This window comes from Laspinema sp. D2d, assembly GCF_025370755.1.
Lineage (GTDB): Bacteria > Cyanobacteriota > Cyanobacteriia > Cyanobacteriales > Laspinemataceae > Laspinema.
Window position 1 is genome coordinate 83,092 of record NZ_JAMXFC010000015.1, and the last position, 25,071, is coordinate 108,162.

A 25,071-nucleotide genomic window follows, 5' to 3' on the forward strand; every position below is an offset into this window, starting at 1 on the left:
AAAGATGTAAAAATCCCCAGAACTTGCTAAAACAAAAATAGGTGCAGCTTTCCTCAGACTCAGAAGCTTAGAAAAACTGCCCGAATTTCCAGGTGCTGAAGAATGTAGCTAACAATCAAGCTATTGCCTGTACCTCATCGCTCCTTTAACCCTATAGCCGACTTGTTGGAGCTGAACTCATGTTGTACTCCCCAGAGAATTTCGACCTGCTCAAGATATTTTTGGAACAGACCCCCCAGGCAATAGCGATGGTCGATCGCCAGATGCGATATTTGTTTGCCAGTCGCCAATGGTTGCGAGACTGCGGTTTCGACGATCGCGATGGCATCCCCCACTCCCCAGACTCTTCGCCAATGGAGACTCCGACTCTACCCGTGGAGTCGATTCTGGGTCGTTCTCATTATGAAATTCTGCCTCGGTTTAGCTCTTTCCAACCGACAACCGACAACCCCGAGGAATCAGGCGATAGAGACTCAGCGCTTTCCCTCGACTCCTGGAAAGAGGTACAAGCGGTTTGTTTGGCAGGGGGGGTACAATCCTGGGAGGAAGAGTTGGGCTTCGATGGCGATCGCCCATTTCGAGTCAAGTGGGAGGTGCATCCCTGGAAAACCGAGACGGGTGAAATCGGTGGATTGCTGCTGTTGCGAGAAACGACAGAGAGGACCCCAGGAAATGGAGACCCTTTCAATCAATTCTCTGCCAAAGCATCTAGCAATTCCCACCGGCGATCGCGATCGGATGAAAGCGATTTGCGCCGCCAAAGTCAGATTCTCGTGGAACTGGCACGAAGCAAAACCCAGAATGAGGGGAATTTAGAAGCGGCGATCGCGGAAATTACCGAAGCTGCCGCCAATACCCTAGCCATAGAACGAGTAGGAGTCTGGTTGTACGATCATCACCAGACTGAGATTACCTGTATCAATCTCTATGAACGCACCGAGCGCCTGCATTCCTCCGGCAGTCTGCTCCTCACCGCTCCCTATCCTCAATACTTCCAAGCGTTAGAAACCGAACGTGCCATCTCCATCAATCATGCCATCACCGATCCCCGAACCCGCGATTTAGCCGATACCTACCTCATCCCCCTCGGCATTACCTCCAAATTAGATGCACCCATTCGTATTGGCGGCAAAATCGTGGGGATTGTTTGCTGCGAACATCGCGGCATCCCTCGCCGGTGGAAATTAGGAGAACGGAACTTTGCGGCTTCCATTGCCGATTATACTGCCCTGGCCTTAGAAACCCACGATCGCATCAAAACTCAAACTGAACTTGAAACCGCCAACGACCAACTCCAGGCGGTTTTAGATGCCGTTCCCGGCAGTATTTCTTGGTTTAGTTCTGATTTAGTTTATCTTGGAGTCAATGGCTACTTAGCGAAAACTTTTAACGCCAATCCCGAGACTTTCCTGGGGAAAAAAATCGGCTTTTTACAAGGTTCACCGAAATTTAACCATTTGGTCCCGGAGTTTTTTGACAATCCGGCAAAAGAAGCACAGCATGAAATTGAGATGTTGGTTCGCGGGGTGAATCGGCACTTTTTGGTAGTGTCTCACAAATATCAACAGGGACAGGCAGCCGTCTTTATCGGATTTGATATTACCGCGCGCAAAGCCGCTGAAGCTGCACTTCAAAAAGCCAATGAGGAACTGGAAACCCGCGTTGCCGAACGCACTAAAGATTTAACCGAGGCGATCGACCAATTGCAATCGGAAATTCGCAATCGCAGTCTCCTGGAAGAAACCCGCGACGTTTTGGAATTTTCCATCAACAATGCAGCGGATTCCGTATTTTGGCTGACTCCCGATGGCCGCTTTTTCTACGTTAACGATGCCGCTTGCATCACGTTGAACTACTCCCGCAAAGAACTGCTTTCCCTGAGTGTTCATGACATCAACCCCGATTTACCCGCCGAAGTTTGGCCGGAATACTGGGAGGAAATCAAAGAATTTGGGTCCGTCCGTTTGGAATGTCATCACCGCACTAAAGATAATCAGAGTTTTCCCGTAGAAATTACCATTAATTATTTCCAAATTAAGGGGAAAGAATACAACTGCATTTTTGCTCGGGATATTACGGAAGCCAAACGAGTTGAAACGGAATTGCAAAGAGCAAAAGCCACGGCAGAAGCTGCAAATTTGGCAAAAAGTGCGTTTTTTGCCAATATGAGCCATGAATTGCGGACGCCTTTGACAACAATTATCAGCTATAGCGATTTATTGCAGGAAGACGCGAAAGAGTTAGGGGTCAGCAATCGGGCTTTCTTTGGAGATTTGCAACAGATTAATAAAGCGGGGAAAGATTTGTTAGTCGCGATCGATGATATTTTGGATTATTCTAAGATTGAGTTGGGTCGGATGCAACTGGAAGTCGAATGCTTTGAAGTAGGTGAGGCGATCGCCATCATTCTGGCGGAGATTGAACATAAACTGATTACCAATAATAATACCTTGACAATGGGAGGGGATGCGGAGTGGGGGACAATATGCACCGATCGCCATAAACTACAGCAGGTGTTGTGGCACTTACTCGATAATGCCACCAAGTTTACCGAAAATGGGGCGATCGCCTTAGAAATTACCCGAGAAGACACCCCAGATTTCCGGGTCTTAAGTGCCGCCTCCAAATTCAGTAAACCGGAACTAGAAGCCGCCGAAGAATGGGTTGTATTTCGAGTCCGCGACAACGGCATTGGCATCAACGCAGAACAACTGCAAGAGCTATTTGAACCCTTTAGCCAAATCCACACCACTAATACCCATCATCCTGCGGGGACCGGATTAGGATTAGCCGTCGCCCGGAGTTTATGCCAATTAATGGGAGGGGATTTATTTGTAGAAAGTTACCCCGGAGTGGGTTCTACGTTCACCGTTTACCTCCCAGCAAATCTGCCCGTGAGTTCCTTAAATGCAGAGGTAATCAAGCCAAAACTTACCGAAAAAATTTCCGAACTCCTTCCCCAGGAAGATGAAACCCAGTGGACGGAAGAAGAAGGATGGGTATTTGATGATGAGTAATCTCAAATCTAGTTAATTGCTACATCGGGTGCGTCAGATTATTAACTGAATTTCAAGGACAGAAGACTCTGACGCACCGGATTATTAACCCTTTTAAAAAACCAGATTAACCCTTAACCTGGTGACTTCCCTATTTTAAAGGTGGAAATTTAAACCCATTGTCTCAACTCTTCAACAACTATGAATTTGAAACAAAATTTACAACAAAACCGAGCAGAAATATTAGCCATTGCTAACAGATAGGGTGCATTTAATGTCCGAATATTTGAATCGGTTGGCCGAGGAGAAGAAACCGAGAATAGCGATATAGATTTTTTAAATGATTACGATTTATATAAGATTTCTCCTTGGTTTCCGGTGGGATTAATCGATGATTTAGAAAAGCTATTAAATCGGAAAGTTGATGTAGTAACAGCCCAATCATTTCATTATTTTATTAAAAAAATTTTAAATTAGGCAATAGAGCTATGAAAGAAAGCAGAATCTATTTAATATCAAGTCTGGTAGGTTAATCTAAAAAATCCTTTCTTACTCTTCTCCCCCTTCTCTCCAAAGGATGGAGGTTGGAGGGTTAGGTGAATGTAGCTGATCGAGCCAATATGATCCAATTCATATTGGAGATTGCTTAAAGCGAATAAAATCCTATACAGTTACGGAAGAGATAGCTTTTATAAAAAACAGAGAAAAGCGAAACATTCTCTCAATCTTATGTGAGATAAATAAGATAAATTCAAAAAAATTTTAAACGAACTCTGAGGGAAGTGAGCCGATCGCCTAACCAACCTGGGCAACTCTTCTCGTGACTCGTTCCGATTACACCTGGGCTGAGGAAGCGACTACCTCGGGACTCTACCCCACGGGCTGGATGCTGGTCAAGTTGGTAAATTGTATAAAATTTAACAGCGAAAAAGCTATTGTTACGATCGCTCTCCTGCTGCTGAGACTGGAGAGCAAATAGAGCAGCCCGGTGATCGAACCTGGATTGGGTCCTCCAGAAAAAAATTCTGATTGTCATCAAGCGATCGCAACGGGTCATCAGGCGATCGATACTGCTATCTCCCGATCACCTTGATTCTGATTCCCACCTCTGAGCAATCCCGTCTGATTTGAGCCAGACTCTTAGAAAGTGACCCAATTAGGGCCTCAGACCTCTCGCTCCTTCTACATCCGCACCAAATAGATTCACCTCATTAAGATTCGCACCTTGAAAATTCGCCCGCCTCAAATCCGCACCATAAAAATTGGCTTTACTCAGATCCGCCGCGTTCAGGTTGGCGTCTGAAAGTACACTCCCCAGCAGATTAGCGGTACTTAAATTGGCGGCATTGAGATTCGCTGCCGACAGATTAGCCAGTTGAAAATTAGCACCTGTCATATCCGCACCTTTCAAGTCTGCTGTACTCAAGTTTGAACCACTGAGGTTTGCACCAATCAAGTTAGCATCAGTTAACACCGCACCTTGTAAGTCGATACCACTCAAGTCAGCACCATTGAGATTACACCTGGGACAGACTTTGGTCATTCGTAACTGTTGGAGGTCGGTGGCATTTGGTTCGGCTGCTACTGGAATGGCTACAGAGAGGGAAGTTAACAGCATGACAGTCACGGCAATTACTTCTTTCATAGCACTCCCGCTATTCAGCATAGTTTGGCACTCGATCACCCGTTCATTATTTAGCATACACAACCTGGTTAGTTTGAGTTAAAAAAAGATCGATTCATAAAAACAATGGCACTCAATTATCCATGATTCTTGATAGTTCAGGTCATTATGTATCCTCTCAACTCCAATTTTAATTCGGGGTTGTTGACGGAAAAGGCTGACCATTGTTCAAGAATTCGACGGGAATCATCTAATCCTAGAAGGGACAGGGGATCGTTGTCCTCCCCTTCAGGATCACGGTTTTGAGAAGGCGATCGCCGGTGGGAGAGATACCCCTAGCTGGGCGATCGCACCGAAGTGGTATCGAATGTTGCCGGGGAATTCCTTCCGGGAGGCAGAGGGGGTGAGAGATGCTAGTCACGCACTTGAGTGATGGAGTAGACTGCCTTGAAAAGAGGGATTCCACAGGAATGGTCTCGGGATCTGAATCTCAAGAGTGTTCTCTCTAGTTACCCAACTCGCGAGAGATCCCCAACTTTCCGGAAATCATATCACCGGGACTCTTCTGCATTCCCTACATTTAGTCGTAAGTTTAATCAGATTGCCCTATGCCTTTAGACGGAAAAAATTAAAAAATTGTCCCTGAGTTTGTGTCGAGGATTTGCCAATTCCGAAGCTGGGAGAGCCAGCCTGCAACGCTCTAAACCCGGTTTATTTTTGGCTCATCCTGATTATAGTTTATAGAAGAGAGAATATCGAAAAATTTATCCCAATGGGTTGAGGAGCGAATATCACAGATGAACGGCTAATAGTTGGGGTAAATCCGTTGAGTTCTCAAGTTGGGGTCATAATTTTGGGGGTTAGATTTAGCTGCGGGTGAGCAGGATTCTAACCTTTAGCAATGGGCAACTATAGTGAATCTCAATGACTGGGACAAGTCCTCTCCTTGAAGGGAGCATTTTGCTCCCTCTGCGGAATTCTATTGTTCTCATCCTTTAGACTCACCTATCTAGTGCTGGTCTAAATTCAATTAAGGGTACAGGGAACCGATTGGAGGGATAAAACGGTCAAGCGTGAATCCCCAGCAACTCAAAAAAGCCATCATCAAGTTCGTAACCGAGCATTTGAGAAAGAGAAATTAGCTTAGACTTACTGGGTACGCCATGTTCCTGCAACAGGTTAGCGAGGGTAAAAATTTTGTTCATCAAAAAAATTTCCAACGCTTCAGGGTTGTATTGAATGCCCTCGGTGCGATGAAACTCGTGAGGGACCAACATGGCGACATAGCGGGCGAATTCGCCGGATTTGCGATCAAGGATCAACGGTAACCAGGGATAGGTTGCATCTAGGCGGATAAACCACAGACGGATCTCGGGAATTTCTGAGAGTTCGCGGGGGTCCGATGGATCCCGAGGATAATCGATTTCAAATTGCCAGGATAGATCCGGGTCAGTGAAGGGTTGATCCGGCGATAAGTTAGCGATCGCCCCTCGGACGGGGGATAGGTCCAAATTGAGCAAACACTCGGAATTGAGGGCGATGGTAATTGTCATGAAACCAGGGGCAGGAGGTAGAACTAAAAGCAGAAAATTTGAATGCAGGCGTTAAATCGGTAACCTATTCTACAGTATCAGGATAGGGTTGAGGGTTGCAGAGGGCGGATTCACCGAGGGGAGGATTTACCCGGGTCTACAACCGCAGAAAACGGCAGGGAGAGGGGGGTAGACCCCACTCATCTTCCCAGCGATCGCCCACGGACCAACGAAGCCTACGATAGAATTATCTCAATCCTGTCAATGGGATGAGTCTGCTTCCCCTTGCTAAGTGACGAAATCCTAGCCGACCTTCATCGCCCCAATCGCTAATTTCCGGGTTCGGTGAAACCCGCTATAACGATATAAAGGGGATAGGATACATCCTTAATTAATTGTGCCATTAAATGAATGCCTCAACACAAAACTATGAAAAAACAGGTAGTATCCGTTAAACCCATTCGCTCCTTAGAAGATGCCCTCAACCGTTGCCAAATTTTGGGAATGCGACTCTCGCGACAGCGCCGCTTTATTTTAGAGTTGCTCTGGACTGAGCAAGAGCATCTTTCCGCTAGAGAAATTTACGATCGCCTCAATCGGGCGGGGAAGGCGATCGGACATACATCCGTCTACCAAAACCTGGAAGCGCTTTCAAACCAAGGGATTATCGAATGCATCGAACGCTCAGATGGCCGGTTGTATGGGAATATCAGCGATGCTCACAGTCACGTTAACTGCATCGATACCAATCAACTACTCGACGTTCAGATCGAATTACCCGAGGAATTAATCCGCCAAGTCGAAGCTCAAACTGGGGTCCGGATTGTGGAATATCAAATTAATTTTTTCGGATATCGGTATCAGGAATCCCAGGCTCAAGCGCAGAGTGCGACAGACCCCGGGGCGATCGCTTAGAGCGTTTGGGTAGGTCGGCCATCAAGAGGGTCAGAAACCCGGTTTTTTGGGGCTAGGATTGAATGGGGTATCCTGTTTTAGAGGGGGGGTATAGTAGGGGAAAAACAACCGGGTTTCTTGACCGACCTGCGGAGAATTAGCCCCAAACTAAGAACAGAAACCCAGATTTTTTCCCATCTATCTAATCTCGTCCTCCCCACTCAGGGTCGTGGCTAACCCTCTCCTGGACCTGCTGTAATTTAGGGGAGGCTGAACCTCCCGTTGAATGGAGTCGCCCTGAACCGGGAAATGCTCCGTAGAGAGGTTTATTCGGGATACCGCGTACTCAGAAGGGTCAAAGTTTCCGGTAAAATGCCCCCGGGGTATGAGTTTTGGATACCCGTTCCGAAAACCGTAAGATAAACGGCTTGAGAAGTGGAACAAAATCGCTATAGACTTTAGACTTTTAGAAGCGCTTTGAAATCGGGGTTAAATCTTGAGCCGAGTTCAAGGGTCTCCATCGATAGACCTCCAGGGCGATCGCCTACCGGGTCAGCAACGAGAAAACTCTAGCCCCCTACACCGGAAAATCACCCTTGGGACGTGATGCATCAACCAACACGACAATCTATCCCCTAAATTGATCCTTTATCTTATAAATTTTCTAGGATGAGCAATCAAGGATATATCCAAAAAGAGGCTTGTCATAGAGACAAACAGATGCTCCCGGTTTCAATCGGGAACCGAAGCATCAGGCATGAGGTAAAAGCATTTGATACGGATGTATTTAAAAGACTCGGTTTTTAGCATGAATCTAAGCCATCAGGTAGAATCTAGGGTGATCCCCAAAGGAGTAACCACGGTTTATATCCTCGGGGGTGGGTATCGCTTGCAAGTGTGACCCTCAAGGGTAGACTGACTCGAAAAATAACAACACTGGAGAGACCCTATATTTTCCCGTCTCTACCCGGTAATCAAGAAGTAGCAAAGATGTGCCAATACAAGTCGGCATTGTAGGGACAGGCTGAACCAATGGTGAGAAAAGAATTTGACCAATCCAGTACACAGCCAAACCACCGCATTCGGAGACGGCGGGATGGACGCATTAAACCAACGATCGCCGCTCGGTTATGGGGTGGGCGATCGCAACGCAATCACTCAGAAACTGGCGATACCTTAACCCAAGGCACAGAATTGGCCCAACACCCCCCGAAACCCGTCAAGCGGTGGGGTTGGAAATTCCGCCTTCCCGTCCTGAAAAAAATGACAAATCAGGGTGCAAATCAGACGAGCGAGATGGTCCCCACAGAAGCTACACCTCGAACCGACAAGGGTCGAAGTCTGTTATGGGGATGGCATTTACTCTGGCTGAGTCTGCTGGTAGCTTGTACGAGCATGGGAGCCGTATCCCTGCGGTGGTTACTCACCATGCCCCCACCGATTGATTGTGACGCCCTGGGAGTCGGTTCTACCGATCGCGATCGCCTCTACTGCGCCCAAAAGGCTGCCCAAACCGGGGACCTAGACCGCCTCGTCGCCGGAATCGCGCTCGTGGAAAGCTGGCCCACAGACCATCCTCTGCGAGGTCAAGGAGATAAATTAGTCGGGGAATGGTCAGCCCTGATTCTGGACTTGGCGCGGCAGAAATTTATGGCCGGGGATTTAAACGGTGCCCATGCCATTGCGGACAAAATTCCTAAAACCAGCCCAGCTTATGCCCAAGTGGAACAAGAATTACAACTGTGGGAGGCAGATTGGGACGAAGGAAAAGCGATCTACGATAAAGCTGAAGCTGCACTGAAAGCTCGCAACTGGACCGGAGTTGAGGATCAGATGCGAGAGTTGGTCAAATTGAATAACGTCCACTGGCGTTCCACCCGCTATGGAGAATTACAGCAGCGAATTGTCGCGGAAAAGGAAGCCTGGAAACAGTTAGAAGATGCCCGCTATTTGGTCTACAACCGGACAGCAGAGGAGTTAGTCCGGGCCATTGACCTAGCTAGACAAATTAATCCTCAACGATATGTTCGAGAGCAGGCGAATCAGGAGATTAATCGTTGGAGTGCAGAATTGCTGGCGATCGCCAAAACTCGCTTCCAAAGTGGCAATTTTAATGGGGCCATCTCTGCGGCTAAATGGATTCCCTCCGATACCACCGTTTATGGGGAAAGTCAGGACTTGATTAACCTGAGTTCAGCCCGAGCCCTCGTCCAAAATGACAAACCCGCCGGACCCATTGCCGATCGCCTCTTTACCTTCCTAGAAGCGTCAGCCATCGCGGGTCAGATTCAATCGGACAGTCCCCTATACAGCCAAGCTCAAGAAAACTTGGTCCGATGGAATCAGCACAAACAGGACCTGGTTCAGGTTCAGATGGCCCAAGCCGTGGCGAGTTTCCGTCACCCCCTGCTCATGCAGTTGGCGATCGCCCAAGCGGAAATGGTGGGGAGGGATCGCCCCGGACGTCTCGATGCTCAAACCCCGATCGCCCAATGGCGGAAGGAAATTGAACAAATTGAAGACCGAGGCTATGTTGTCGCCGCCAAGGCGATCGCCGACTCCAATAATATTGTCGCTTTAAAAAATGCGATCGCCTCGGCCCAACAGGTCGCCCAAGGACGCCCCCTGCGCATTGAAGCCCAGACCCTGATTGCCCAATGGAACAAACAGGTTGAAACCCTTGAAGATCAACCCATCCTCGCCAGCGCCCAGGCACTCGCCCAAGCCGGTCAACTCCAAGAAGCCATCAACGAAGCCAAAAAAATTGCCGTAGGACGAGCCTTACATAAAGAAGCCTCCGATAATATCGGAAAATGGGTCAGCGAGATTCAAATTGCGGAAGACCAACCGATTCTGGACCAAGCGGCAACCTTGGCGGCCCAGGGGAGTCTCACCAAGGCGATCGATACCGCCTCTAAAATTCGCTCGGGTCGTGCTTTGTATTCTGAAGCCCGAACAGCGATCGCGCGTTGGAATGCCCAACTCGATGCCATCTATGCCGCCCGGGAAGCGGAAGCAGCCCGCTCTTCCTATCAAGCCCCCGCTCCGGCTCCGGTCTATCAAGCCCCAGCTCCGGTTTATCAAGAACCCGCTCCGGTTTATCAAGAACCCGCTCCGGTTTATCAAGAACCCGCTCCGGTTTATCAAGAACCCGCTCAGGTCTATCAAGAGCCGGAACCCTACTATGAGCCGGAACCCTATCAAGAGCCAGCGCCCGCCTATGAGCCGGAGCCCTACTATGAGCCGGAACCCGCCTATGAGCCACCGGCTCAAGCCTATCAAGAGCCAGAACCCTACTATGAAGAACAACCCAGTTCTTATTACGAGGAGCCAGAACCCTACTATGAAGACCCAGTTCCAGCCTCCAACTCTGAAGACTCCTATGCTCCCTTACCCATTGATGGGATTGAATAAAATCGCCTTCCTGGGGTCACCTGCGATGGAAATTGAGGGTTTGTGCGTCACAATGGAATCTGGACACCAACCACCGCACTCGGGGGGTCGGCAAAACGGCTGAGCCTTTCCCGGCTTTTCCCGACTTGCGCTATTCTGGCTCCCCTGTCTTACGCCCTTTAACTCATTTTTGCCGTGAGTCACCCCCCTTTTCAACTGCTATTGATTGATCAGGACCCAATTTTCTTATTGGGTCTGTCTAGCTTGTGTCAGCAATCAACGGATCTGCAAGTGGTGGGTCAAACCACTGACGGGATTTGTGCTTTAGAGATACTCTTGACTCTGGCTACTCCCACAGAGCCGACACAGAGCGACTCCCCTCCTGCCGATCGCCCGGTGGATGTGGTGCTGTTGGACTGGGACTTAGGCGACAGGGAACCCGCCGGGGTCACGAGTGCCACGGTCATGGCAGAACTTTGGGAACGATACCCTCGGGTGTCTCTGTTGTTGTTGGGCCGATCGCCCGACCCTAACCCCGGAGGGATGGAGTATCTTGGGAATGTCCAGGGATACTGCCCGAAAGGGATAGCGGGCTCGGAACTGCTTCAGGCAATCCGGACTGTGGCATCGGGGGAAACTTATTGGGGTAGCGGGGGAAATCTTGGGGTCTCAACGGGGCCAAGTCCGAGTCTTTCGAGGCGGGGTGGACTCATTAGCTTTCTGGTCGAAGACCTACGGCTCTCGGGTTTGCGTCAAATTGATACCGAAATTCGCCAGGTTGATCAGTATCTGCAAGGCGATCGCTTATCGGATTTTGACCGCTTGTTTTGGCAGGGCCGCCGCCGGGAACTCCTCACCGCTCGTTGGATGGTGAATAAGTTGTTGGCTCCCCCTGTGAATCAACCGCCACCCCCTCAGTCTGCGAACCCTGGCGATCGCCGTCCTCCTGTCAATTCTCCCCGGTCCCCTCAGCGCATTTCTGCACCTCCAGAACGCCCCAATCGCCCCCGACCATCAAGCGATCGCTCTAGCCTCGTCAGAGCGGCTGGGGCTGAATTATTACCTCCCACGGGTTCAGAACTGAGCCCGATTCCCCTGCCTCGCCCATTACTGGAGGCAGTCGCCGAGAAAATAGAGACGCCCTTGGCAAACCTCACCGATAGCGTTATAGAACTTGATATCTTGCACCTTGACAAAAAGCAAGAATTGCTCTCTACAGTTCTGCACCAATTTGAGGAAATTTTGGCGCAACTTCAGTATGCTCAAGTTCAGGCGATGGAACTCCCCTCAAAACGCGATCGCATCATCCGCGACTTATGGGAAATGTCCGTGACTGCCTATTTTGGGAAATACTATTCCATCACCTTCGGATTAGGGCATTCCTTCCCCTCCGCCCTCGGTGAATTTGACCTCGTACCCTTTTTACTGGAAGAAATCGAGACCGTCGAAGGGGCTCTATTAAATAAAATCCCCCTGGTTCTGGATTTATTAGCCTATCTCCTCTACCAAATTCCCTTGGCGATCGAAAATGTTACCTACCCCCCAGAAGACCCAAAAGCCATCGATCGCGCCACTGCCTTACTGGAAAACCTCATTATTCAGGTTGCTAATGCCGTTATCCAACCCCTCTTAAATCGCGTCGCTGATGTAGAAGAAATTAAACTCAACTTTTTAGATAAGCACTGGCTATCCACCCGAGAAATTGAGCGATTTAGAAATGATTTGTCCTGGAAATATCGGCGGCAAAATCTCTGGGTAGAACCGAAAGCTATCTTTGAAAGCCGACATTGGCTCTATATCTTGGACGATGGCGGGATTAAACAAATTCAAATTTATTCCCCACGACGGCAAGAATTAGTCGCACTCAAAGGACTGCGCCTCTGGGTGACCTTGCTGCTAGAAACCCGCGATGCCATCTCCCCTCGGATTAAAGCGGTTTTGCTCTCCCTGGGGAATAGTGCGCGATATTTGCTCATTCAATTGGGGAAAGGGATTGGGTTAATTGGGCGGGGGATTCTGCAAGGGATTGGCAGTTCGTTCCAAGAAAGCCGATTTTCCCGAAATCGCGAAGAGCAAAATCGTTAAGGGCGATCGCCTGGGGTGTCAGAGTTGCAGTAGTCCCCCTGCCTGCCATTGCGCCCGAGGATTAGACCCGGTTAAGGGAGTTTTGTGGCTTCGGCGATCGGCCCTTGTGCCATTGCAGAACAACGGTTTTCAGGCCCTGCTGATGCTTCCGACAATCCCAGTTTGAATCCGTTTCCAAAAATTTCTGAGTTGATTGCGATCATCTCCGGCTTATGCCGTTAAAATCCCTAGAATAGGATTCTACAACCCCATCTTAAAAATGAGATCCAGTGTTGCTAGAATCAGAATCCCGAGAGTAACCCTTGCTCCTGGCTCCTCCAATCGCTCTGGAAAAAGGGAACGAGTCTGTTCCCCCAGGGGTGGCAAGGGGGTTCCGATAGATTTCTCTGTTCCCGGTAACAGAGAAGCCTTCTTGTAATCTCTAGCAATTATCGTAAACCAAGAGAAGTTAGGCCGTGCAAAAACTGAACCCTGTATTCGTGAGTCTCCTGTTGTTAGGAGGAATCAGCATGATCACCCCATCGGTTACCCTAGGGGCAACCGAACCTCTATTGTTAGCACAGGCGGCCCAAAATAATGAGAATCTGAACCGCGAGGTTAATGAACTGTTACGACAAGGGCGAGAATTTGTGGATGCGGGGGATTATGCCAACGCTATCCAAGTTTATTTACAAGCTGCCAACTTAGATGGTCAAAACGCCCGGATTTTTTCGGGTATCGGTTTTTTGCAAGCTACGCAGCAAAATTTTGAAGCCGCCGTCAATGCCTTTCAGCAGGCGACTTCTCTGGAACCGGACAATGCAGATTTCCAATATGCCCTCGGTTATGCCTTGGCAAATTTGGGTAATAATGAGGCGGCATCGGTGGCCTACCGACGATCGGCCCAACTGGATCCGGAGAACCTGAATGCTCAAATCGGGTTAGGGGTGGTTTTGTTGCGCCAAGAAGACTATGACGGAGCATTACTGGCTTTTCAACAGGTGACCAGTCGCGATACAAGATACTGGCAAGCCTACGAGTCAATAGGGGCCGCGTTATTGCAGCAGGGACGGATTGAGGAGGCTGTCACCGCACTCCAACAAGCGGCAGCGTTGGCCCCCCAACAAGGCAGTATTCAAATGATTTTAGGGGTGGCGTTTCTGACTGAAGGCAAGACTAAGGAAGCGTTGGAAACGTTTAAACAAGCAGCCCAACTTGAACCGCGAAATGCCCAACTTCAGTTGGCGATCGGCAAACTGCTCCAGGATCAGGGTCAGTTGATTGAAGCTCTTGTCACGTATCAAAGAGCAGCGAGTTTAGCGCCGGATTTAATAGAGCCCCATGCTGCGATCGCTGCCATTCATCTCCAGCAAGAAGACTATTTACAGGCGATCGTCGGCTACCGTCGATTAACGGAACTGGCTCCCGATAATGGGGATGCTTATTATAATTTGGCCCTGGCTTTAAGAGGACGTAATCGCATTTCAGAGGCGATCGAGCAATTGCAAAAAGCCCAGGAGCTTTATAAGCAGCAGGGTGAAAATGAAAAATTGAAAAAAGTCGAGGCACTTCTAAGCGAGCTTGAGCGTTAATTATCAGCACTCCCGAAAGGGGGAAGCGGGGAAAGATGGGGGAGGTGTAAAAAATTCATCCTTCATCCTTCAAGAGTCCCCCTTGAGAATTACCGCTTTCATGGATTGGTTTCAGACTGGGGTTCGGTGGATCGGCTTTGTTGATCCTCCGGGACTTCTACGGTGATCTCTTGAACGAGGGGGACCTCCGCTACATTTTGGAGATTAATGGAAGTGATGAGTTCTTGCCACTCACTTCTGATATCGGCATTATTGGGATTACTCCGGCGCAGTTTAGCCAGCATCGCGATCGCCTCATGCCAAATGCCATTGCGCGCATAAACTTGCGCCCGTTCTAGGTCCGAGGTGGTAGCGGCTAACTGTTCCGTTAAACTGGCGCTGGCTTCGATTCGGCGCACCCAGCCTTGCACATAAACATCAGCAGCCCGATCTTCTGGGTTACAAATAATTGAAAAGTACCAGCGATAGCTGTCATTAATTTCTAAGGGGGGTAAACTCGCATTTTCCGGCAGGTTCAAGCTAACAATTCCGGCTTCACCTTTGGTGCGAAATGTCGTTTCATAAATGACTTTTTCACCCTTTTCATCCATCAGCACGAATTCTACACCCGTGGCGGAAGTCGGTGGCAAATACCAAAAGAATGTAGGATAGGCTTCTACGGTTAATCCCATTGTTGTTTCCGGGACTAAAGCGGTTAAGGCATGATCCGTCGGACCATCGCCGGTGACGCTGCAGCCACGACTACCCCCCCCAATCCGTCGTCCGGGAGCGCCTGGATCTACGATGTCAAAAGGACTTCCCCCTCGGGTCCCTCCGCCAACCCGTCCTCGCGGTGCACCTACATTATCTGGGGGGACAAATTCGGCGGCAGACATGGGTAGGGTTCCCCCTGTTAAAAATTGCAGGGTTACTGCAATACTAGCCAGTATTGATGGAGTCCAATATTTTGTATTTATCATATTCGGGTCTCCCTTCAGGTACAGATCGATTAATTGGATTGAGTGAATGACTAAATTAATTGTAGTAGTTCTTCGTAATCAGACTGTGACTTCTGTCATAAGCTCTGCCTTCACAATCCTTCAAAAGAGCTTTCTATAAACATCTTTTGGGCAATCAAGACATCAAAAAATTACTCTTTCTATTCAGTCCGGATTCTCAGGGGCGATCGCAACAACTCAGTTTGTCCCAATTCTTGGGTTCAACCTCCCCTATCCTTCTCATCATTTCACAGTTTTGTCCTGGTTGAGTCGGTTCCCTTCAGACTTCCCTTCACGAGTGCAGGTATTGTCTGCCTCATCCAGAGTCAACCGGGTTCAACTCAATTTCTAAGTCCAGACCCTATGAAAGGGGGATGGGGGAGATAGGGAGGATAGGGGGGATGGGGGAGATAGGGAGGATAGGGGAGATAGGGGAGATAGGGAAGATAGGGAAGATGTTCAACTCAATTCCTAAGTCCCGACCCTATGGAAGGGGACTCTCCTAATGGGATTCTAAAATAGGAGCATTGGTTTGAAACTATTAAAAAGTCTGCAAAACAAAGACGGATGATTTGGAAAAATGTTCCTCACCGATACAACATTAAGGATGGAAATTGTCCAATCTCCCGGAATTGAGTTGATTGGATTAGGAGGGATAGGTCTGGACGGTTGATTTGAAGAGCCAAAGGAGCAAAAACCGGGTTTCTGCCTCAGAAAACGTGAGGGGGAGGCCAAAATTTTGTCCAGAATCCCGGTTTCTCTTTCCCCTCGTTTACTGACGCCTCTAGGAAGTGGGGGTACGACGATTAACTACCCGATAGACATCAACGGTTTGCTGCTTGCCTTTGAGGGCCAGGGGTCCCCAGTGTTCCACATTATACTCATCTTGAATATGAATGAGGGTTTCGTAGGCGATTAGGACGCGACAAATACTGGCTTGTCGGTCTTTCTCACAGCTTTCTAAGCGAGAGGCAATGTTAACGCTATCGCCGATAATGCCGTATTCCTGACGTTCCTTTCCCCCTAGACTACCGGCAACCACAGCCCCGGTAAAAATTCCGACCCGCATCTGAATCACGGGGAGGCCGCGTTTTTGCCAGTTGCGGTTGAGTTCTTGGAGGCGATCGCCCATTGCCAGACCCGAGGCGACGGCATTGCGGGCATCCCGCGCGATATCTGCACTCGAATGACGAGGCAGGGGAACCCCAAACGCTGCCATAATCCCATCCCCGGTAAACTTATTAATAATGCCTTGATGTTCTTGGATCACTTGGCTCAGAACATCTAAATATTCGTTTAACCACTCTAGGAGGGCTTCGGGGGGCATTTGTTCTGAGATTGTGCTGAAGTCCTTGAGGTCGGTAAATAACATCGTAGCAGTCAGTTTTTGGCCGGGAAGTTTACCATCTTTGAGCAGGCGATCGCGGTTTTCCCAGAGTGCATCGGCAATTTCTGGGGCGGCATTTTGTCCTAAGAGTTTCATGACGATCTGCTGTTGCTGTCCAGATTGGTAGGCACGAAATGCCACCACCCCAGCGAGGGCGATCGCCAACCCAACCAGAGGGGTTACTACGGGGACCCAACCCGCTTGAGTAAACAAGATCCCACTGACAACACATAAACTCGCGGCGCTCACGCCTCCGACCAAGGGTAAAATTAACGGATGCCGAATCAGCCAAGCGATGGTCCCTCCCACGGTGATCCAGCTCATCACCCAGAGGACTTCGGCCCACTCCGGCCATACCCAAAACAAAGGCCGCCCGTCTAAGACGGAGCTCAACAACTGACTGAGCATTTGGGTATGAATCAACACCCCGGGCATCAAGGGATTGTCCTGTCGTGAACTATAGGGGGTATAGTGCACATCTTTGATGCTCGCAGCGGTGGTCCCGATGACAATAATTTTATCCCGGATCCATTCGGGTTCCAGGCGATCGGCTAGGACCTCAGATAAGGGAATGGACGGGGCTACCTCCTTTCGAGATCGATAATTGAGTAGAATCTGGAAGCCTTGAGCATCCAGATGGGTATAACCCCCGGAGTTAGGCTGCAAAGGCGCTAATACCGCTTTTCCCCAGACGATGTGACCGGGTTGGGTTTCACTGGGTTGAGGAAACAACCCCTGGTCTCCTAAATACAGCATCGCCAGTTTCAGGGAAAAAGAAAAGTTAGTGTTCCCATTGGATACGAAGCTGATTAAATTGCGGCGAATCGGTCCATCGGGATCCATTACCAAGTCATTAAAGCCGATGCGGTCTGCTGGGACAGTCGGGGGTGGGTTGACCCCGGGGGAAGCGTTTCTAATGGCAATGATATTTGGGGCTTCTAATTCTTTTAGCAGTTCGGGATGTCCCGGGGGTTGGGGGAGATCCCGATATAGGTCCAGGCCGATCGCCACGGGTTCATATCGTTGCAAATTCTCCAATACCTGGGCCAGGATGCGATCGGATAGGGGCCATTTCTCGGCCTGGATGTCTTCTTCAGAAATCTCTACGATCGCAATCCGAGGGTCTGGGGGTTCATCGGAACGCCACTGCATCAGCCGATCAAAAACCATCAGTTCCCCATGTTGGAACGCGCCGAGTTGACGGACTCCCAGGACAACACCGGAGGTACAAAGGGTCGCCATCCCCACCACCGCTACCCCCGTCAAATCGGGCAGTTTTTTTTGAATCTGGCGCAAGAACTTAGCAAACACAGATCTCCTACTGTGATTTAATCTTTTAGATTCGTGGGTTTTATCAAAAAACTCTTGATTTTGGCGTACCATAACACCGCTCATTCCCGAATGCTCAACCCAGGATACCCCTGTTTTTTTGACAGTATGACATGATTTTAACCCGGAGTGAGGGGTCAGACCCTTCAATTTTATTCAAGGAGCGATCGTCAAGGTTTTAGGTGTTGTGGAAGAAGTTCTGAAATACTTTACCCTGCATTTGCCCGATATAAATATAAATATTTTTCACTTCAACAAAACTCAAAAGGAATCAGAGCTTAAATAATAGGGAATAGATTAAAGAGAAGGTACCGGAAAATTCCTTGCATCTCTAAATTATCAAACTTGTTAAGGCGTGATCAACCGCAAGAAAGGGAGTGATACTTTTAGGGGATCCACGAGGAGGGAGAGGAGACTGTTTCGTTATTAATTACCCGACAGTCAACTCCCCTATTGTCCCTTGCCTACAAATATCGGGTGAGCTGAATCCGATAGCGTTCTTTTTTCGTGACTTGAACTTCTCCCACTTCTAGGCGTCCTTTCCCCCGAATGGCGATTAAATCGTTGGGTTTAACTTGGTAACTGGTTTGAGAGATGTCTTTCCAGTTAACGCGGACATCCCCACTATTAATTAAATCGGCCATTTTGCTGCGAGACATCCCAAATCCAGCGGAGGCGATCGCATCTAAGCGCATGGATGCTTCTACGGTGGTTAACTCTTTCTTTTTGGGTTCTCGAATTTTCAATTCCGCCAACTCAATGCGCTGGGTTTTCACCGGGACCGATCGCACCTGAGTTAAACTCATCTCGAAAAATTCCACCAAATCTGGGGAGACAATCGCCTGTGCACCGCGTTCCCCCAGTACAATAATATCTCCGACTTTTTCGCGGACGATGCCAGTACCCAAGATAGAGCCTAAAAAGTCCCGGTGACTAGCTGAATCAAACAAAAAGTTACCGGCAATTTCTAACGCCGCTAAGGGGACGCTGGTAGCATCTAAAGGTAAATCTATGCGGGCGATCGCCACCCGTTGTCGTTCCGCCTGGGGATATCCCCCAAAGGCGACCAAATGAACCTCCGTCAGGCGATTAAACGCCTTCTGGGTTTCCATCAGTTCGATCGGCGAAAGAAAATCCGTAACCGCCACTTCCCAGGTTTTGATTGCGCGATCGGCCAGATCGAGGATACGAGCCATTTGCTCGCGATTTTCAACCCCTTTTAATAGTTCTTCCCTTGGCAGCATTCTGGCAGTAATTCTTTCTTAACACTAGGGTTTATTTTATCCTTTGAACTGGAAGGTTGACAGGAAAGGGGCCACTATTGCGATCGGGCATCCGGGGTGAGGGGTTTCCGATAGTCCTCTCCTCCACTTGGGGTCATGCACCTCAACTTTGAACCCGTGGGGTGGAAAAAAATTCTCCCTCCAGTTGTCCCAATCTTGTCCCACCTAAGCTAAATATTAGAGATGGCTCTTTTTTTTCCCCTTAACTGGGATTAGTATTTTTAAACGGTATGAATAGTGAAGTCATGGCCCAGATCGTGGCGCTATACGATCGCATTGATACGGAAACGGCAGCATTTCAAGCAGCAACGGGATTGAACTGTCCCCCGGGATGCGGCAAATGCTGTGAAAATCCGGAAGTAGAGGCAACGGTCCTAGAAATGATGCCCCTGGCCCTAGAGTTATGGCGAACTGGAGAAGCAGCAGGGTATTTAGAACGCCTTTCTAGCCTAAATTCGCCTGCATCTTGTCTCTGTTATCGCTCAGATCCGGTGGTTCCAGGGAATGGGCGCTGTAGTGTGTATCCCTGGCGACCCACCCTCTGCCGATTGTTCGCCTTTGCGACGGTGAAGAATAAGCTGGGGAATCCGGAATTAGCTGCCTGTATTCGGCAAAAGCAGACGATTCCGGACCAAGTAGAAGGGGCAAAAATGGCGATCGCCTCCGGGATGAGTGCACCCAACTTCGGAGAAATTGCCGACGCCGTGGCAAATATTGATCCTTCTCTCGGCAGCGATCGGTTTCCCATTAATCATGCCTTAAAACAAGCGTTACAACGGGTTGGACTCCTGGCTCATTTGACCCTTGGAGAACAGAATGGTGACTGTGTAGCCTAAAACAAGGGAGTGTCCCTAAGTTGCTCAAAAATGACTGAATTCGTAATATCAAACCTGAAGAAACCACTCAATTTTTAGCTTCCCGTTTGTCATAACGATTTCAGTCGTTTTCAGATTGGCAAATCCCCCAGAATCATCACTACTTTTACTCTTCTAAGTAACTTTTTAAGCCTTCCAAATCGAGCTTTCTTAAAATTAGACTGGCTTGATTGATTGCCCGGGGGGAACCATTCACCACAATCAAGTATTTGCCGCGATTGAGGCGATTGCGATAGGGTAAGGCATCGCCACTGCCGAAGGCAACTCCGGCACCGCCTCCGACAAAAAAGCTCCCCATTGCCCCGGCAACGGCACCGCAGAGGCCGCCGACGACATGATTACCAATTTCACCGGCCCAACTAAAGGTTTGTAAACCGGAAATGACACTAAAAATGATTCCCGCTACAAACCCAAAGGGAATGAGCCAAGTTGCCATCAATTTACTTTGTTTAATTGCTTGTTCGTTGGGGTCGATTAAGCCATATTCATCAGCACTTTTATAACCCCTACCCAAAATAGAAACTTGGTTGAGGGGAAAGCCTTCTGCTTCGAGGACAGAGTAAGCGGTTTCTGCTTGAATTCGGTCTGATACAACAGCAACGAGATAGTTCATGGAGCAAATCTATGAGGTTAATATACGGGCCTAAGAACGAGTTGAGGGGTTTCCCGATCGCCTGAATGCTTCGGAACCCAGTCTCAGTTCTCTGTAGTTAGGATACCACTAATGAAAAAACCCGCCTCAGTTTTCTAAGATTTAGGGCGATGTTTTTCAGGGAAGTTAAATAAATTCAGCTTGGAGAGTTTTAAAATAAAAGTAGCCGAATTCAGAAGAGAAACCTCAGCCAACCTCGGATATTAGAAGGGTAGTCGAGTCGCTTCTTGTTAACAATTCAGGGCCTAATCCCGATGGGCAAAAGGCCGGGGAGGGGAAACCACAGGGGCTGAGTTCACGGAGGGCTGAGGAAGCAAAGCGGTTGGGGTCCGGATCCGGAAAACCAAAATTCCACTTACCGAAACCTTAAAAATTTTAAGTCATTGAGCTATAGCAGACCCTTTCCAGTTAAAATGACCTACTGCAACAAGTCTGGCCGGTAGACCGAGGAGAGAGAGATTGCACTGCGATCGCAAAGCGTCTCGGAACGAGAATCGCCACCTCCCTCGGACCCGACGAGACCTGTTGCCCCCGGAAACTCCCCGGTAAGAGGAGACTGCTGTTGTTTGTTGCCACCTAAACGCTGACCATGCCCAAGGTTCTTGTCTCCGATCCCATAGACCAAGCTGGACTGGATATCCTCTCCCAAGTTGCCCAAGTTGACGTCAAAACAGGGCTATCCAACGAAGAATTAGTTCAGATTATCCCCGAATACGACGCGCTGATGATTCGTTCGGGGACCCGCGTCACCCCAGAAATTATCGAAGCCGGTAACCAACTTAAAATTATTGGTCGTGCCGGAGTCGGTGTGGATAATGTTGATGTTCCCTCCGCTACCCGTAAAGGGATCGTCGTGGTGAACTCCCCGGAAGGAAACACGATCGCTGCGGCGGAACACGCCCTGGCAATGATGCTTTCCCTTTCTCGCTACATTCCTGATGCCAACCAGTCGGTTAAAAATGGCAAATGGGACCGCAAAAGCTATGTTGGTGCAGAGGTCTACAAAAAGACCCTCGGCATTGTGGGATTAGGGAAAATTGGCTCCCATGTGGCGGCAGCGGCGAAAGCGATGGGGATGAAGTTACTCGCTTATGATCCCTTTATTTCCATTGAACGGGCGGATCATCTCGGATGCCGGTTAGTCGATATGGATTTACTGTTTCGGGAATCGGACTACATCACCCTACATATTCCGAAAACCCCAGAAACGGCTAATCTGATTAATGCTGAAGCCCTCGCCAAGATGAAACCCACGGTGCGGATTATCAACTGCGCCAGAGGAGGCATTATTGATGAGGCGGCTTTAGCTGAGGCATTGAAAGCGGGACGAATTGGGGGGGCCGCCCTGGATGTTTATGACAATGAACCCTTAGAAGCGGATTCTCCTTTGCGCAGTCTAGGGAAAGAAGCGATTCTGACGCCCCACTTGGGGGCCTCTACGGCAGAAGCTCAAATCAATGTGGCAATCGATGTTGCCGAACAAATTAGAGACGTTCTTCTCGGGTTACCGGCGCGATCGGCGGTGAATATCCCCGGTTTGTACCCCGATGCTTTGGAAAAACTCCGCCCTTACTTGCAACTGGCAGAAAACCTGGGGAATTTGGTGGGTCAGTTGGCTGGGGGTCGCGTCGAGTTGCTGAATGTTCGTCTCCAAGGGGAATTGGCGGATAATAACAGTCAACCGATTGTGGTGGCAGCCCTCAAAGGCTTACTCTCCCAAGCGCTACGGGAACGGGTCAACTATGTGAATGCCAGCATTGAAGCGAAAGAACGAGGCATTCGCATTATTGAAACTCGGGATGCTTCCATTCGTGACTATACGGGTTCTCTGCACCTAGAAGCCAAGGGTGCCCTTGGGGACCACTCGGTGACAGGTGCGCTGTTGGGAGATGGGGAAATTCGGATTACGGATATCGATGAGTTTCCCATTAATGTCCCCCCAACTCACCATATGCTGTTTACTCGCCACCGGGATATGCCGGGAATTATTGGCAAAATTGGCTCTCTGTTGGGCAGTTTTAATGTCAATATTGCCAGTATGCAGGTGGGTCGCAAAATCGTGCGCGGGGATGCGGTGATGGTATTGAGCCTGGATGACCCCCTTCCGGAAGGGATTTTAGCAGAAATTATGAAGGTTCCAGGTATTCGGGATGCCTATACGGTAATGTTATAGGAGGAAAAGTTTCCTGAAGGCAGAAGACGGGTTGTAGGTCCCCGGTGTCAGGGTCGGCTCGATCGCAGAGCGGATCAAAGGTGTCTTTTGAATCCCAATCCGTGACATGGAACGGTGATTTGGTGAGGGATAGAACCCAAGAACCATTGATGTCTGAAAGCGTTTGACTCTGACCCGGTGCGATCGCCCGCCCATCTGCTCTGATCCAAGGACAAGACAGCAACTGCAAATCAGGACTCTGAACTCACGGGCTATGGCTAACAACTGGTGGGAAATACAAGTGCTCTGCGATCCCGCGTTAGAAGATTTGGTCTTCTTACGGGTGGAAACTTTTGGCTGTCGCGGTACTGCCAGTGAAATGAAAGGCCATTCCTGTTTGATTTCAGCCTATCTCCCCCAGGAACGGGCGCATTTATTGGATTTGGCAGCCCTGTCTCTGCTCTTTCGTCAAGATGCCCTCTGCGTCAATTTGCCGATTCCCGCAGTTCAGTGGAATCTAATTGAGGAGGAGGATTGGTCCAGTAGTTGGAAGCAACACTGGCATCCGGAAGAAATTGGCGATCGCTTTGTCGTTAACCCTGCATGGCTGCCCATTCCTGAAACCGATCGCCTAGTCTTACAATTAGATCCCGGTGTGGCTTTCGGGACGGGCGCTCATCCCACGACCCAACTCTGTCTCGAAGCCCTGGAAATGCGCCTGGGATATGAAGAAACTCACGCCACAATCGCAGATATTGGCTGTGGTTCGGGGATTTTATCCATTGGAGCAATTTTACTCGGGGCCAAGCAGGTTTATGCGGTGGATACGGACCCTCTAGCGGTGAAATCGACTCTACGCAATCGAGAATTAAATCAGATTGATGAGTCGCTTTTACAGACTCAATTGGGCAGTATTGAGATGATTAAACAACTCAGTGAGGAACCCGTTGATGGGATTGTGTGTAATATCCTCGCTGAAGTCATTATTGATTTAATTCCCCAAATGGATGCCATTTCTAAACCCAGCACTTGGGGCATTATTAGTGGAGTTTTATTAGACCAAGCCAAACCTGTAGCAGATACTCTGGAACAATATGGGTGGGTGGTGGCAACCCTTTGGCGACGCAAAGATTGGTGTTGTTTCACCATTCGCCGTAACTAATCTTTCCGGTAATTCTGGACTAGGGGACGAGCGTACCTATAGAAATAGGCGATCGCAGAGAATCCGGCGATCGTCACCAGCAGTCCTTTCCCGATTCCCGAAGCAACCCCGGGAAAACTCACCGCCGTTGCGATCCATACCGCCAGCACTTCTAACCCCGCAACAATTCTGCCATAATGCTGCGGATCCCAATAAGAAATCGGACTAATCAGGCGATAATCACTCAAGGGAAAAAAGTGCCGATGGGCGTCATCATGATGCACCGGCAAATCTCCTAATGAATGAATCACCATACTCATAAAGATATATTTTCCAGTTTCCCAACCGCCATAATTAGCCAAAATTGCTGCAAAAATGGCGACAGGAATCGAATGAAATAATGCTACCCAATTTTGCAACCCCGGTTGCCAATACCCCTCATTCCAAATTTGACGTTCGGGCAGTTTTTTGATGAATTTAGCCCAACCATAAAACAAAAAGATGGGGAGGTCCGGCAGAATTGCACCCAGGGCGATCGCCAGATTCGCTTCGGGTCGGGAAAACTGACTGAACACAGCGAGATTGACGATCGCATGACTGGATGTATTCATCAGGTACGGCTTCAGTAAATCGTTACTCCCCGTTAAGATATCCCATCACGGCCTCAATTTACTACCCCCTCCCTCAATCAGGGTTACAAACCGGAAGTTCAACCCAGGAAGAGTCGCCCAAACTTCCAGGGATCTCCATTCCCTCACAGCAGGGATTCCAGTTTGGGAATCAGGTGTTCTGCACTGAGAAATCCCTCAAATCGCTGGACAGGTTTTCCATTTTTAAATAGAACTAAAGTCGGCAAGGCATAAATACGATGCTCTGTTGCCAAATCCTGGTATTTCTCCGTATCAATTTTAACAACCTGAATCCGATTTTTTAAGCGAGTATTCACTTCTTCCAATACGGGACCCATCATTTGACAGGGACCGCACCAAGCGGCATAAAAATCCACCAGCACAGGTAATTCAGAACCCGTGAGCATTTCTTCAAAACTGGCAAACTGTTTTTTAACGGTCATAGACTTAAACGGCTCTTTTGAACCGAGAATTACAATATCTCTATGATAGCTAGAGCATGAATATCCGGTGGGGGGGGATAAAAACCCGCTGGATTGCAATCGGGTAAC

At 49.0% G+C, this 25,071-nt stretch carries 18 protein-coding genes and 1 pseudogene; 10 read left to right on the forward strand and 9 right to left on the reverse strand.

The features are described from left to right. The first annotated feature begins 179 nt into the window (after positions 1–179). The 3 genes and pseudogenes from NG796_RS12370 (at position 180) to NG796_RS12380 (ending at position 3,975) form a co-directional block, all read left to right on the forward strand. The gene (locus NG796_RS12370) at positions 180–3,017 is read left to right on the forward strand and encodes an ATP-binding protein (RefSeq protein ID WP_261207088.1); all 2,838 of its coding nucleotides are present in this window, start codon (positions 180–182) and stop codon (positions 3,015–3,017) included. Between the two features lie 180 nt (positions 3,018–3,197). Next, a pseudogene (locus tag NG796_RS12375) lies at positions 3,198–3,473 on the forward strand (nucleotidyltransferase family protein). A 343-nt stretch (positions 3,474–3,816) separates the two neighbouring features. Continuing rightward, a complete protein-coding gene (locus NG796_RS12380; RefSeq protein WP_261207089.1) occupies positions 3,817–3,975 on the forward strand; it encodes a hypothetical protein in 159 nt (52 codons plus the stop codon). Positions 3,976–4,152: 177 nt separating this feature from the next. Here the strand turns inward: NG796_RS12380 and NG796_RS12385 are convergent, their stop codons facing one another. Together NG796_RS12385 and NG796_RS12390 are read right to left on the reverse strand one after the other, a co-directional pair. Continuing rightward, on the reverse strand, positions 4,153–4,698 hold the full coding sequence (locus NG796_RS12385; protein WP_261207090.1) for a pentapeptide repeat-containing protein: 546 nt from the start codon (positions 4,696–4,698) through the stop codon (positions 4,153–4,155). A gap of 989 nt (positions 4,699–5,687) precedes the next feature. Beyond that, positions 5,688–6,173, reverse strand: a complete 486-nt coding sequence (locus NG796_RS12390; RefSeq protein ID WP_261207091.1) for a CRR6 family NdhI maturation factor — start codon at positions 6,171–6,173, stop codon at positions 5,688–5,690. A 408-nt stretch (positions 6,174–6,581) separates the two neighbouring features. On the opposite strand from NG796_RS12390, the gene NG796_RS12395 reads away from it, so the two are divergent. From NG796_RS12395 to NG796_RS12405, 3 genes are all read left to right on the forward strand, one after another. After that, positions 6,582–7,067: a Fur family transcriptional regulator gene (locus NG796_RS12395; protein ID WP_261207093.1), complete on the forward strand. Its 486-nt coding sequence runs from the start codon at positions 6,582–6,584 to the stop codon at positions 7,065–7,067. A 1,011-nt stretch (positions 7,068–8,078) separates the two neighbouring features. Further along, positions 8,079–10,460, forward strand: a complete 2,382-nt coding sequence (locus NG796_RS12400) for a hypothetical protein (RefSeq protein ID WP_261207095.1) — start codon at positions 8,079–8,081, stop codon at positions 10,458–10,460. 243 nt (positions 10,461–10,703) lie between these two features. Continuing rightward, complete coding sequence (locus NG796_RS12405) at positions 10,704–12,524, forward strand: DUF3685 domain-containing protein (protein ID WP_261207096.1); 1,821 nt, start codon at positions 10,704–10,706, stop codon at positions 12,522–12,524. A 71-nt stretch (positions 12,525–12,595) separates the two neighbouring features. On the opposite strand, the gene NG796_RS12410 is transcribed toward NG796_RS12405, so the two are convergent. Next, on the reverse strand, positions 12,596–12,727 hold the full coding sequence (locus tag NG796_RS12410) for a hypothetical protein (protein WP_261207098.1): 132 nt from the start codon (positions 12,725–12,727) through the stop codon (positions 12,596–12,598). Between the two features lie 252 nt (positions 12,728–12,979). Here NG796_RS12410 and NG796_RS12415 point away from each other — a divergent pair, with 252 nt between their 5' ends. Further along, complete coding sequence (locus NG796_RS12415; RefSeq protein WP_261207100.1) at positions 12,980–14,095, forward strand: tetratricopeptide repeat protein; 1,116 nt, start codon at positions 12,980–12,982, stop codon at positions 14,093–14,095. A 98-nt stretch (positions 14,096–14,193) separates the two neighbouring features. Here NG796_RS12415 and NG796_RS12420 read toward each other — a convergent pair whose 3' ends face one another. The 3 genes from NG796_RS12420 to NG796_RS12430 form a co-directional block, all read right to left on the reverse strand. After that, on the reverse strand, positions 14,194–15,054 hold the full coding sequence (locus tag NG796_RS12420) for a DUF928 domain-containing protein (RefSeq protein ID WP_261207102.1): 861 nt from the start codon (positions 15,052–15,054) through the stop codon (positions 14,194–14,196). 802 nt (positions 15,055–15,856) lie between these two features. Further along, the gene (locus NG796_RS12425) at positions 15,857–17,770 is read right to left on the reverse strand and encodes an adenylate/guanylate cyclase domain-containing protein (protein ID WP_317619301.1); all 1,914 of its coding nucleotides are present in this window, start codon (positions 17,768–17,770) and stop codon (positions 15,857–15,859) included. 482 nt (positions 17,771–18,252) lie between these two features. Continuing rightward, a complete protein-coding gene (locus NG796_RS12430; protein WP_261207105.1) occupies positions 18,253–19,032 on the reverse strand; it encodes a photosystem II S4 domain protein in 780 nt (259 codons plus the stop codon). A gap of 284 nt (positions 19,033–19,316) precedes the next feature. On the opposite strand from NG796_RS12430, the gene NG796_RS12435 reads away from it, so the two are divergent. Beyond that, positions 19,317–19,907 (forward strand): YkgJ family cysteine cluster protein, encoded by a 591-nt coding sequence (locus NG796_RS12435; protein ID WP_261207107.1) that lies wholly within the window; start codon positions 19,317–19,319, stop codon positions 19,905–19,907. Positions 19,908–20,052: 145 nt separating this feature from the next. On the opposite strand, the gene NG796_RS12440 is transcribed toward NG796_RS12435, so the two are convergent. After that, a complete protein-coding gene (locus tag NG796_RS12440) occupies positions 20,053–20,559 on the reverse strand; it encodes a hypothetical protein (protein WP_261207109.1) in 507 nt (168 codons plus the stop codon). 628 nt (positions 20,560–21,187) lie between these two features. On the opposite strand from NG796_RS12440, the gene serA reads away from it, so the two are divergent. Further along, complete coding sequence (gene serA, locus NG796_RS12445; protein WP_261207111.1) at positions 21,188–22,771, forward strand: phosphoglycerate dehydrogenase; 1,584 nt, start codon at positions 21,188–21,190, stop codon at positions 22,769–22,771. 253 nt (positions 22,772–23,024) lie between these two features. Then, positions 23,025–23,912: a 50S ribosomal protein L11 methyltransferase gene (prmA, locus tag NG796_RS12450; RefSeq protein WP_261207113.1), complete on the forward strand. Its 888-nt coding sequence runs from the start codon at positions 23,025–23,027 to the stop codon at positions 23,910–23,912. Here the strand turns inward: prmA and NG796_RS12455 are convergent. Together NG796_RS12455 and trxA are read right to left on the reverse strand one after the other, a co-directional pair. Beyond that, positions 23,909–24,502 carry a hypothetical protein gene (locus tag NG796_RS12455; protein WP_261207115.1) on the reverse strand — a complete coding sequence of 198 codons (594 nt, stop codon included), beginning with the start codon at positions 24,500–24,502 and terminating at the stop codon, positions 23,909–23,911. The genes prmA and NG796_RS12455 overlap by 4 nt on opposite strands. A 143-nt stretch (positions 24,503–24,645) precedes the next feature. After that, positions 24,646–24,963, reverse strand: a complete 318-nt coding sequence (gene trxA / locus NG796_RS12460) for a thioredoxin (RefSeq protein WP_261207117.1) — start codon at positions 24,961–24,963, stop codon at positions 24,646–24,648. Positions 24,964–25,071: the final 108 nt, after the last annotated feature.

Excerpts from the sequence above, each read along its gene's own strand:
- NG796_RS12370 (WP_261207088.1), top strand. The coding sequence starts at position 180 with ATGTTGTACTCCCCAGAGAATTTCGACCTGCTCAAGATATTTTTGGAA.
- NG796_RS12385 (WP_261207090.1), bottom strand. The coding sequence starts at position 4,698 with ATGCTAAATAATGAACGGGTGATCGAGTGCCAAACTATGCTGAATAGC.
- NG796_RS12390 (WP_261207091.1), bottom strand. The coding sequence starts at position 6,173 with ATGACAATTACCATCGCCCTCAATTCCGAGTGTTTGCTCAATTTGGAC.
- NG796_RS12395 (WP_261207093.1), top strand. The coding sequence starts at position 6,582 with ATGAAAAAACAGGTAGTATCCGTTAAACCCATTCGCTCCTTAGAAGAT.
- NG796_RS12400 (WP_261207095.1), top strand. The coding sequence starts at position 8,079 with ATGGTGAGAAAAGAATTTGACCAATCCAGTACACAGCCAAACCACCGC.
- NG796_RS12410 (WP_261207098.1), bottom strand. The coding sequence starts at position 12,727 with ATGATCGCAATCAACTCAGAAATTTTTGGAAACGGATTCAAACTGGGA.
- NG796_RS12420 (WP_261207102.1), bottom strand. The coding sequence starts at position 15,054 with ATGATAAATACAAAATATTGGACTCCATCAATACTGGCTAGTATTGCA.
- NG796_RS12430 (WP_261207105.1), bottom strand. The coding sequence starts at position 19,032 with ATGCTGCCAAGGGAAGAACTATTAAAAGGGGTTGAAAATCGCGAGCAA.
- NG796_RS12435 (WP_261207107.1), top strand. The coding sequence starts at position 19,317 with ATGGCCCAGATCGTGGCGCTATACGATCGCATTGATACGGAAACGGCA.
- NG796_RS12440 (WP_261207109.1), bottom strand. The coding sequence starts at position 20,559 with ATGAACTATCTCGTTGCTGTTGTATCAGACCGAATTCAAGCAGAAACC.
- serA (WP_261207111.1), top strand. The coding sequence starts at position 21,188 with ATGCCCAAGGTTCTTGTCTCCGATCCCATAGACCAAGCTGGACTGGAT.
- prmA (WP_261207113.1), top strand. The coding sequence starts at position 23,025 with ATGGCTAACAACTGGTGGGAAATACAAGTGCTCTGCGATCCCGCGTTA.
- NG796_RS12455 (WP_261207115.1), bottom strand. The coding sequence starts at position 24,502 with ATGAATACATCCAGTCATGCGATCGTCAATCTCGCTGTGTTCAGTCAG.
- trxA (WP_261207117.1), bottom strand. The coding sequence starts at position 24,963 with ATGACCGTTAAAAAACAGTTTGCCAGTTTTGAAGAAATGCTCACGGGT.